This window comes from Methanobrevibacter sp. (assembly GCF_045586545.1).
Taxonomy (GTDB): Archaea; Methanobacteriota; Methanobacteria; order Methanobacteriales; family Methanobacteriaceae; genus Methanocatella.
On the sequence record NZ_JAZNAN010000069.1, the window covers coordinates 1 to 10,017 of the forward strand.

Here is a 10,017-nt window from a genome sequence, read left to right on the forward strand (position 1 = left end):
GAAGAGGTTGTTGAGGAAGCTATTGATGAGCCGGTAGTTGAAGATGAGCCTGTTGAAGAGGTTGTTGAGGAAGCTATTGATGAACCAGAAGTCGGAGGCCAAGCGGTCTTAGGAAGACAATAGTAGGCCTCAACTCCTTGGCTCACAGAACGACATGGCTACGATCCGACTTGAAGAGGTTGTTGAGGAAGCTATTGATGAGCCGGTAGTTGAAGATGAGCCTGTTGAAGAGGTTGTTGAGGAAGCTATTGATGAACCAGTGGTTGAAGATGAGCCTGTTGAAGAGGTTGTTGAGGAAGCTATTGATGAGCCGGTAGTTGGAGAACCTGTTAGAGAAAAATCATCTAATGCGGATTCAGATGTAATAGATAATTTAAAAAAGAAATTAAGTGAAAGAGAAAAGAAATTATCTAATCAATCCAGCGAACTTAACTATTTAACTAATAAAGTAATTCCAAAACTTAAAAAAGAGAACGCCGAATTGAATAGGCTTAAAAGGGAATTAACTGATGCACTTGAAAAGAGTACCAGAAAATACTTTGACCAGTTAGATATTAATGCTGATTTAAGTAATAAAATCGGTAAATTAGGTGCAGAAGGTGCAGTTAATAAAGTTAGAGCTGATAAATTAGAATCAGAAATTGATACAATCAAAGAAGAACTTAATGCTAAAATCGATGAGTACAAAGGAAAATTAGCCGCAATCAATGTTGATGATATTAAAGATGAAAACAAAAAATTGTCAAGTGAAGTTGCTGATTTAAAAGATAAATTGTCTGATTCAAGAAAAGAAAACATATCCCTATCTGAAGAATTAGATAAGTTAAGATCTGAGCTCATTGAACTTGGAGACTATAAAGATGAAGTTGATGCTAAAAACAAAAAAGAAATCAGTGAATATAAAGAGGAACTTTCATCACTTAGAGCTCAACTAAAAATCAAAGAAAGCAGTTATGACAAGCTGTCTAATGAATCAAACAAAACAATTTCTGATTTAAGAAAACAAGTTACAAAGCTTGAAGAAGATTTAGAAAAAGAATCTAATAAAGGATTATTTAATAGGTTCAAATAGATGATTAATTTCATCTATTAATTATTTTTTTTTAACATGACTCAAGATAATTATTTTATGGAAGAAGCTATTAAAGAAGCTGAAAAATCTTTAGCTGAAGGAGGAATCCCCATAGGGGCGGTTTTGGTTAAAGATGGAGAAATTATTTCTAGAGGTCATAATAGATTAATTCAAAATGATTCTGTAGTTTTGCATGCTGAAATGGATGCAATTGAAAATGCAGGACGCCTAAATTATGAGGATTATATTAAATGTACATTGTACACTACATTATCACCTTGTCCAATGTGTTCTGGGGCTGTAATATTATACAATATCCCCCGTGTGGTCATTGGTGAGAATACCACTTTAATGGGCGCTGAAAACTTACTTAAATGTAATGATGTTGAAGTTGTAGTCTTAAATGATTTAAGATGCAGAGACTTATTTTTAAGATTCACATGCAATAATTGTGAGATTTGGGATGAAGAACTTGCAAAAGTAGGAAATACAACAGAGGTTAAATAATGGAAATAATTGTAACAGATGAGAAAGATGAAAGATTCATTGATTTTTGCGCTTCTTTTGGATGTTTTATAGAGGAACCTCAAGTTGTTTTACTTTTAGACAATTTTGGTAAAATTATAGGTTGTACCAGTTTTAAAGTATATGACTCAGATTCAGCCGAAATTGTAACTTTATTTTTAAACTCCAAACAACGCGAAAAGATAGCTTATAAGTTAATAAGGCAGCTTGAAAAAATTGCAATGGAATATGAGTTCAAAAGCGTTGTTGTTAGCTTTGAGAGCAGGGAAGATATCTTAATTGAAATATTTGAAAAATTAGATTATCACTTTGTTGAAGACAGTGAAGAGATTCTACTTAAAAAAGAATTTAAAAGTTTAATTTAAAAAAAGAAAAATTTAAAAGATTAAGCTTCTTGTCTTAATCTTTTCACAACAAAGTCTTTGTCTAAGCTTAACAAGAATGATGCTGCTCTTGGGCCTTGTTTTTGACCGAGAATCATTTTGTAGATAGCTTGGAATCCTTTTTGTGGTTTTAATCCTTGAGCTTCCAAGATTTCATACATTGCATCGTGCAATGCTGTTGCATCGTCAAACTCAGTGGTTTCCATTAAATCAGCTAAATCACTTAGGAATTTAGTTTGTTCGTCTGTTAACGGTAAGTTTGGAACGCTTTTCTCTTGGACTTTGAATTTTACAAAGTTAGGTGCATAAGTATCTAACCAGTAGATTACATTGTCGACTCTTTCACGGTATTGAGCCAATTCTAATTCAGTTAAATCACCAAATTCCTTATCTTTAAAGCTTTTAGTTAATTGGGAGTTTTTCTTAAGAATTCCAAAGATTTTTTCTAAGTCGTCTCCTGCAATTTGGTAAGCATTAACCAGGAATCTGAATGGAGGTCTGAAAGGCAAAGGCTGACCTTCGTGAATTTGAGCGATTTCATAGATTTCTTTGAATTTTCTGCCTTCTTTTTCAGATGGAGCTTCTTCTTCATCGTAGAATACTTTTTCAACAGTATCGAATTGGTCGATAAAGTCTAGGAAAGGCATTTTTGGTGAGAAATCTTTTGCTTTCATAGGTTTTGATCTGAATAAGTAGTAGTGGAGACTTTCGGCAGGACCAATTTTTAACCATTCATCAGGTGCAAAGAAGACACCATGGGATTTACTCATTGCTTCACCGTCAAGGGTAATCCATTCATATGGTACTGGATATGGTGCAGGGTAGTCAAAAATCTTTTCAGATATTACGCTACTTACATCATATGATCCTCCACTTGCTGCGTGGTCTTTTCCGAACGGTTCGCATGTGGTTCCGAAGATTTTCCATCTTGCTGCCCATTCTACTCTCCAGGTGAGTTTACCGTTACCGGATTTAATGTCCATTTCACCTTCATGGCCACATTCACATCTGTATTTGATGATGTCTCCGTCATAGTCGTAAGCATAAGTGGTGTTTACTCTACCACATTCATCACAGATTGGATTGTAAGGCAGCCAATCGTCAGCTAATGGCTCTCTTCTGTATTGGTTAAAGATTTCTTTGATTTCTTCAACCTTTTCCAAGGATGTTCTGATGTACTCATTGTAATCTCCGTTTTTATACATTTCAAAACCGGATTTAGCTTCCATTTCTATTCCATAATCATCCATCACGGAAAGTAAAGGTTTTTCAAAGTGTTCTACAAAATTGGCACAACAGCCATCAGGACAAGGAATCACGGAATATGGCATTCCTAAGTATTTGTCATAATCTTCAGGTAATGGATATGGAACTTTTCTTAAAGGGTCGTGGTCATCTGCAATCCATATTGTTTTAGCTTTTTTTCCTTTTTCTCTTAATTTCTTTCCAATTCCGTTAGCTACAAATATGTCACAGGAGTTTCCAATGTGTATGGAACCTGAAATGGAGGTTCCACTTGCAATGACGTGCTCTTCTACATCCATTTTACTTAATTTATTAGCTATGTTTTCAATCCAATGTGTCATTTATATTCACCGTTCAATAAAAAAATTATCATAAAAATAAGTCAATACTATGATTAATATTTCTAGTTATTAATATAAAAAGATTAGTTAAATTAACTAATCTGAAGGTTTTCCATAATCTTGTCAATCGCATCCAGGAAGTCTTTGGAAATGACCTTTTTCCTCTCGGATCTGATTGCAAACATTCCGGCTTCGGTACATACTGCTTTCAGGTCGGCTCCGGACAGGCCTTCTGTCAGTTCGCTGATGGTGTCAAAGTCTATGTTGTCATCAATTTTCATTTTGGCGGTATGTATTTCAAGGATTTTCTGTCTGCTTTCCTTTACAGGATTCGGCACTTCAATTGTTCTGTCAAATCTTCCAGGTCTTAAAAGTGCTTCGTCTAGGATATCTGGACGGTTTGTAGCCCCTATTATTCCGACATCTCCTCTTGATTCAAATCCGTCAAGCTCTGCCAGAAGCTGCATCAAGGTTCTCTGAACTTCCCTGTCTGCTCCTTCGCTGCTTCCAACCCTTTTGGTCCCGATTGCGTCAATCTCGTCAATGAATATTATTGCGGGGCTCTTTTCCTTTGCAAGCTCAAAGACATCCCTCACGATTCTTGAACCTTCACCCAGGTATTTGTTGACGAATTCGGAGGCCACTATCTTGATGAAGGTTGCGTGGGTTTCATTGGCCACAGCCTTTGCAAGAAGTGTTTTTCCGGTTCCGGGAGGGCCGTAAAGCAGTATTCCCTTTGGCGGGTCGATTCCGATTTCCTTGAAAATTTCCGGATTTTTGATTGGAAGCTCCACGGTTTCCTTTACTTCTGTGATTTGAGGGTCCAATCCGCCGATGTCTGCATATGTGGTTTCCGGCTTCTCGTCGATTTCCATTGCGGCCACATTCTTATCTTTTTTGGCTGGAAATACGCTGACAACGCCAAGATTTTTTTGGTTCAGTGCCACTCTAGCGCCGGGTACGAGCAATTCCTTTTTGATTGAACCGGGATAGGTGACCAGGAATTCATGGCCAACAGCACCTTGGATTCCCACCTGCTTGTCGTCGAAGACTTCAGTCACTGTTGCAAGAATCAGGGGGGTCTTCTTGAAAGAGTTGATTTCGCCTTTCAGTTCTCTGATTTTTCCTTCCATCTGGCGGTTGCTGATGTTGGTCTTGAGCTGTTCTCCTTCAATGCTTCTTAACTTTTCCATCAGTTCGTCAACGGTTTTCTCATTTTCTTCTTTCAAAAATTCAATTGTTTCAAGCAATTCCTCTTTTGAAGCTTCATCTTGTGGTTCCATCCTCATCCATCCTTTTAATTGTCAATTGTTATAACTTATAATATGTTTGTTATAAGTTATCATTAACATTAACTATTTGATTTTGGTGTTTTGAATTAGATGCATTATCTATGAGAACTATTTGCTTTTAAAATTGAGATTTTGAGATTTAATGTGAACTTTGTTGAAATGTAAGTTATAATAAAAAAAGAAGTTTAAATAGATAGGAATCTATCTATTTAATTAAGTCAGAATCTGATTGGTCTAACCATTCGTTCACGATTTTCACTGCACAGTAGTTACCACACATTGTACATGTGTCCTCTTCTTCAGGAGGTCTTTGGTCTCTTTTTGCACGTGCAGCTTCAGGGAACATTGCACAAGCGTATTGTGCTTCCCAATCGAGATGTTTTCTTGCTTCAGCCATAGCCAAATCTTGTGAACCATCAATTTGGCCACTTGCTAAGTCTCCAGCATAAGCTCCGATTTTGGTTGCAATTACACCTTCCCTTACGTCATCAGGGTTTGGAAGAGCAAGGTGTTCTGCAGGAGTCACGTAACAGATGAAGTCTGCTCCAGCTTTTGCAGAGGATGCTGCACCGATTGCAGATACGATGTGGTCGTAACCTGGTGCTACATCACATACAATAGGTCCTAACATGTAGAAAGGAGCGTTGGAACACATTTTCTTTTGAATCATTACGTTTGTTGGAATTTCATTAATTGGAATGTGTCCAGGTCCTTCAATCATACATTGTACTCCAGCTTCACGAGATCTATCAATTAATTCTCCTAAAATGATCAATTCTTGGATTTGTGCCCTGTCTGTTGAATCAGCAATGGACCCTGCTCTCATACCGTTTGCAAGTGAAAGAACAACATCATGTTCTTTTGCAATTTCTAAAACATAATCAAAGTTGGAATATAATGGGTTTTCTTTTTCATTTTCAACAATCCATCCAGACATGAATGATCCTCCACGGGATACAAGACCGGTTACACGTCCTTGTCTTTTGAGTCTGGTTAAGGTTTCAATGTTGATACTACTGTGGACTGCCATAAAGTCAATACCATCTTTTGCTTGTTTTTCGATGGTGTTGAACAAATCATCTTCAGTCATGTAAATTACGGAACCATCTCTTCTAATACTTTCAATAGCTGCCTGATAGACTGGTACGGATCCAACTGGTAATGGGGACATGTCTAAAACTCTGTTTCTTATTACATCTAGGTCTCCGCCAATACTCAATTCCATTAAACAGTCAGCGCCATGATCAATAGCGATTTGTGCTTTTAAAACTTCTTCGTCAAAGTTAACGATATCAGTTGAGGTTCCTACAGTTGCGTTAACTTTTGTTCTTAATCCTGCACCAATACCTGCAGCTTCAATATCTCTATGTACATTTCCAGGTATTACGATTGTTCCGTTTGCAACTGACCTTAAAATAAAGTCTTCTGAAACACCTTCTATTTCAGCAACATGCTTCATTTCATCGGTTAGAATACCTTTCTTTGCATCACTAATTTGTGTCATATTATCCTCCTTCGTTGATAGATTAAACAGTCAAATTTATTTTATGATATTCTCATCATTGTTTGATAATGTGTTATTTTTATTTAATAGTATTTAAATTAATTGGATTAAAGTTAATTCAAACTTTATTGATATATGTAAAGTGTTTTTTAAAAAATAGTTATTTATAATATTGTATTTTAAAATTAAAGCCATATTGATAAAAATAAAGTTTACTTTAAAAAAAATTAAAAAAGAATAGAGTTAGTAAAATTCACCCATTCTTTCAAATGCTTCATCAAATGTTGGCATATTGGTTTGACAACCTCTATGTTCAATGATAAATGATGAAACAGTGGATGCAAATTTAGCAGACTCCTCTAAGGATTCCCCATTTAAGAATCTTGATAAGAATCCTGCCCTGTAAGAGTCTCCGGCACCGGTAGGATCGATAACTTCTGTATTAATTGCATCAATTTTTATTTTTTCCTCATTTGAATAAATCTCACTGCCGTTAGCACCACAGGTTTTCACAATTATTTTCGGACCTAAATCCCTAAGTCCATCCAAATCAACTTCAAGAGCAACCAGAATTCTTTCAATTTCATGATGATTACCAAAAAGGATTGAAGTATTTTCAATAACATCCCTTAATTTTTTGGTTTCATACATTCCAAGGTCTTGACCCGGATCAAAGGAAACAAGCAAATCTTCGTTTTTAGCTTCTTCTGAACATTTCCAGTTATAGTTAGGGTCTCCAGTTGCCAAATGTATTGCTTCAGCATTTCTAATCGAACTGGAAGGCACTTTGCTTTCTGCAAATTCACGGGCAGCACCCCAGTAGAAATAACTTATTTGGTCATCATTATCGTCTGTTAAAACAAATGCGGTCGGAGTTGCTTCACCAGGTACGATAATCAATGAATCAGTGTCAATACCTAAATTCTGCATGTGTTCATAGTATTCGGTTTTTTTGAAATCTCCACCAACAGCAGAAATCAATGAAGTTTTTAAGCCTAATTTTGCACCAACACAAGCCACATTTGCGGCGGCTCCACCATTGAAGGTTTCCATTTTTGTTATTGGAGCTGAAAAATTAGCTTTTGGAAATTCAGGCACTCTTATAATATAATCATGAGCAGAGTGGCCAATCGCTAGTAAATCTCTGTTTTTTGCCATAATATCGCCTTTTAGTATTTCAATTTAATATTGTGTTTTATCATTATTTAATGTTTTGAAAGTGCACAAAAACACACTGTAACATGGATGTAGGTTATAATTTATAGTTATTATATAATCCCATTTTGCCGAGAGCATTTGTAAAGTATTATCCCATAGGGGTGAAACCTTGATTCTCAATATCCTTTTGGGTGTCATTAATGATATATCTCACAAATTCATCAACTTGGGGTTTATCTTCATTAACTTTTATCATACTGATTACGTGACGTGTATCGTATTTTAGGAGGTCATTTCCATTAAAATAGCTTGCATTTAAAAAAGTATAGAGGTTTTCCGAATTTCGGACCAGTTTGAAAGCATCAAACTGGGAATTGACATTCTTTTTGATATTGAATTCAATATCATAATGTTTCAGACTGTTCCATGCAAGCCTTTGGGCAGATCCGCTAACATTCACGAAATCAAGATTTTCCAAATCGGATATGCTCTCGATTTTTTTGGATTCGGGGCTGGAAATTAAAACCAGATAATCATAAGCTATTGGAAGGAAATTCAAATCCCTTTCAAATGCTATTAAAGGGTCATCTAATGTAAGAATATCTACGGCACCTCTTTTTGCAAGCTCAAAAGCATCCTCGTCATTGCTGCTGTAAATGTTTACATTGAAAGGCAAATCGATACTTTCTAAAAGTCCTGTACTGATATGCCCTCCGACAATGTTGATGTCGGCGGTTTCTTCAATCTGTATAGCATACTTTTGGAATTCTTCAAGCAGTTGCCGGCCATTCAGTGTTAGGAGTGTTCCGTTTCCCACTTTTTCGGCAATTTTAAAACCTAATTTTTCTTCCGCTTTAAGAATTCTTCTATTAAATACGGTATGGGAGATATTTAACTCCTTTGCAGATTTTCTTTGAGATTTTGTTTTGGATAATGATTTTAAGCTTTCATATAGTTTATAATCATAAACATCTCCATTTATGTCCAAGCTTATTAATCCTTTACTTTTTAATTCCATCAATAATATATGAGTTTCATGTCATATAATTAGCTATTGATTTTCCATAATTTTATATAAAATTTTAAATATAATATTATCATTGAGTTTCGGATGAGATAAAATGGAAATTATGAAAGATTCTATTGAGGCTGTATTGAAAAACATCAAAAATGCTGAAGATTCTTTAGATGAGGAATCTGTTGAAATGTTTGAAGATATTCTTTTAACTTCTAAAAATATTTTCGTTACTGGTGCTGGAAGGTCTGGACTTGCTGCTAAAGCATTTGCAATGAGATTGATGCATTTAGGTTTAAGTTCTTATGTTGTCGGCGAAACCATTTCTCCAGCTATCAATAAGGGGGACTGTCTTGTAATCATTTCAGGTTCCGGTGAAACAAATACTGCAGTTTCTGCAGCAGACATTGCTAAGAAAAGAGGTGCAAAAGTTTTAGGTGTAACTTCTTATCCGGAATCTAGATTAGCTAATGAGTCAGATTGTTTCATTTATGTTAAAGGAAGGCCTATGCAAGAGGTGGATGATGAAAATTATATGAAACGTCAAATTCACGGTAACTATACTTCCTTAACTCCATTGGGAACAGCTTTCGAATTAACCAGTCTGGTATTTTTAGACGGTATTGTTTCTGAATTACTGGAAAAAATAGATAATGAAAATAAAGAGTCTGAAGACTCTTAATCAAAAATTATCCTGTTCTGATTATTATATATATTACAGCGTTGGCCTCTTAAAAATCCAACTAATGTAATATTTCCTTTTTTTGCAATATTGTATCCTGAATTGGCGGGAGCTGCATTTGATGCTAAAATCGGCACTCCGGACCTTGTCATTTTTATAACCATGTCCGCAGGCATTCTTCCACTGTATATTACATAGGAATGATTCAAATCAAAGCCATTCAATATTCCATATCCAATCACCTTATCAACTGCAACATGACGGCTTACGTCTTCTTTAACGACGAATTGATCTTTATAAACGATTCCAGCAACGTGTGTTCCTCCGGTTGCCTGCCAGATTTCAGCATTATCTTTTAGCTCTTCAATTCTTGCAATCAATTCATTGACACCAACTTGGAAATCTGATTCGACGGGATTAACATCCTTTATTTTGCTTCTCCATCCTCCCGCTGAATCGGAACATAAAACGGTTTCATTTGTTTTCAGGAGGGTATCATCAATTTCAACATTTATCTGAGGCCCTTCAATTTCGATTTTTTTAATGTCGTCTAAGGACTTTACCATATTCTCATTAAACAGGTATCCTACTGCAAATTCTTTAAGTGAATCTTCAATTGCTGAAAGGCTACGTGAAATGTCTCCATTTATGGTCAATGTAATTGTTTCATCCTTAACTACGTTTTCCTTTACTTCTTGAGCTTCACCATTTTTATAATTAATCGCATCAATTTCTTCAATTTTCATGTTTTCCCCTTGGATTATTATCTATATCAATTGTTATTTTAATTTGTTGGTTCA

The 10,017-nt window shown here is 35.6% G+C and carries 10 protein-coding genes; 4 read left to right on the forward strand and 6 right to left on the reverse strand.

Going from position 1 to position 10,017, the window contains the following annotated elements; translation table 11 throughout:
• Window positions 1–154: 154 nt before the first annotated feature.
• Genes ACKI3D_RS05595 through ACKI3D_RS05605 form a run of 3 tightly spaced genes read left to right on the forward strand, consistent with a single transcriptional unit; the run spans window position 155 to window position 1,962 of the window.
• On the forward strand, window positions 155–1,072 hold the full coding sequence (locus ACKI3D_RS05595; protein WP_407392777.1) for an acyltransferase: 918 nt from the start codon (window positions 155–157) through the stop codon (window positions 1,070–1,072).
• A gap of 36 nt (window positions 1,073–1,108) precedes the next feature.
• Window positions 1,109–1,579, forward strand: coding sequence for a nucleoside deaminase (locus ACKI3D_RS05600; RefSeq protein ID WP_407392779.1), 471 nt, complete (start codon window positions 1,109–1,111; stop codon window positions 1,577–1,579).
• Window positions 1,579–1,962 (forward strand): GNAT family N-acetyltransferase, encoded by a 384-nt coding sequence (locus ACKI3D_RS05605; RefSeq protein ID WP_407392780.1) that lies wholly within the window; start codon window positions 1,579–1,581, stop codon window positions 1,960–1,962. Before ACKI3D_RS05600 ends, ACKI3D_RS05605 begins: the two co-directional genes overlap by 1 nt.
• A gap of 20 nt (window positions 1,963–1,982) precedes the next feature.
• On the opposite strand, the gene lysS is transcribed toward ACKI3D_RS05605, so the two are convergent.
• From lysS to ACKI3D_RS05630, 5 genes are all read right to left on the reverse strand, one after another.
• Window positions 1,983–3,566, reverse strand: coding sequence for a lysine--tRNA ligase (gene lysS, locus ACKI3D_RS05610; RefSeq protein ID WP_407392781.1), 1,584 nt, complete (start codon window positions 3,564–3,566; stop codon window positions 1,983–1,985).
• Between the two features lie 92 nt (window positions 3,567–3,658).
• The gene (locus ACKI3D_RS05615; RefSeq protein WP_407392783.1) at window positions 3,659–4,849 is read right to left on the reverse strand and encodes a proteasome-activating nucleotidase; all 1,191 of its coding nucleotides are present in this window, start codon (window positions 4,847–4,849) and stop codon (window positions 3,659–3,661) included.
• A gap of 214 nt (window positions 4,850–5,063) precedes the next feature.
• Complete coding sequence (thiC, locus tag ACKI3D_RS05620; protein ID WP_407392784.1) at window positions 5,064–6,362, reverse strand: phosphomethylpyrimidine synthase; 1,299 nt, start codon at window positions 6,360–6,362, stop codon at window positions 5,064–5,066.
• 243 nt (window positions 6,363–6,605) lie between these two features.
• A complete protein-coding gene (locus ACKI3D_RS05625) occupies window positions 6,606–7,520 on the reverse strand; it encodes a carbohydrate kinase family protein (protein WP_407392786.1) in 915 nt (304 codons plus the stop codon).
• 148 nt (window positions 7,521–7,668) lie between these two features.
• Window positions 7,669–8,538, reverse strand: coding sequence for a LysR family transcriptional regulator (locus ACKI3D_RS05630; RefSeq protein ID WP_407392787.1), 870 nt, complete (start codon window positions 8,536–8,538; stop codon window positions 7,669–7,671).
• 103 nt (window positions 8,539–8,641) lie between these two features.
• On the opposite strand from ACKI3D_RS05630, the gene hxlB reads away from it, so the two are divergent.
• The gene (gene hxlB, locus ACKI3D_RS05635; protein WP_407392788.1) at window positions 8,642–9,217 is read left to right on the forward strand and encodes a 6-phospho-3-hexuloisomerase; all 576 of its coding nucleotides are present in this window, start codon (window positions 8,642–8,644) and stop codon (window positions 9,215–9,217) included.
• Here the strand turns inward: hxlB and fdhD are convergent.
• Window positions 9,214–9,963 carry a formate dehydrogenase accessory sulfurtransferase FdhD gene (gene fdhD / locus ACKI3D_RS05640; protein WP_407392790.1) on the reverse strand — a complete coding sequence of 250 codons (750 nt, stop codon included), beginning with the start codon at window positions 9,961–9,963 and terminating at the stop codon, window positions 9,214–9,216. The genes hxlB and fdhD overlap by 4 nt on opposite strands.
• Window positions 9,964–10,017: the final 54 nt, after the last annotated feature.

Excerpts from the sequence above, each read along its gene's own strand:
- ACKI3D_RS05595 (WP_407392777.1), top strand. The coding sequence starts at position 155 with ATGGCTACGATCCGACTTGAAGAGGTTGTTGAGGAAGCTATTGATGAG.
- ACKI3D_RS05600 (WP_407392779.1), top strand. The coding sequence starts at position 1,109 with ATGACTCAAGATAATTATTTTATGGAAGAAGCTATTAAAGAAGCTGAA.
- ACKI3D_RS05605 (WP_407392780.1), top strand. The coding sequence starts at position 1,579 with ATGGAAATAATTGTAACAGATGAGAAAGATGAAAGATTCATTGATTTT.
- lysS (WP_407392781.1), bottom strand. The coding sequence starts at position 3,566 with ATGACACATTGGATTGAAAACATAGCTAATAAATTAAGTAAAATGGAT.
- ACKI3D_RS05615 (WP_407392783.1), bottom strand. The coding sequence starts at position 4,849 with ATGGAACCACAAGATGAAGCTTCAAAAGAGGAATTGCTTGAAACAATT.
- thiC (WP_407392784.1), bottom strand. The coding sequence starts at position 6,362 with ATGACACAAATTAGTGATGCAAAGAAAGGTATTCTAACCGATGAAATG.
- ACKI3D_RS05625 (WP_407392786.1), bottom strand. The coding sequence starts at position 7,520 with ATGGCAAAAAACAGAGATTTACTAGCGATTGGCCACTCTGCTCATGAT.
- ACKI3D_RS05630 (WP_407392787.1), bottom strand. The coding sequence starts at position 8,538 with ATGGAATTAAAAAGTAAAGGATTAATAAGCTTGGACATAAATGGAGAT.
- hxlB (WP_407392788.1), top strand. The coding sequence starts at position 8,642 with ATGGAAATTATGAAAGATTCTATTGAGGCTGTATTGAAAAACATCAAA.
- fdhD (WP_407392790.1), bottom strand. The coding sequence starts at position 9,963 with ATGAAAATTGAAGAAATTGATGCGATTAATTATAAAAATGGTGAAGCT.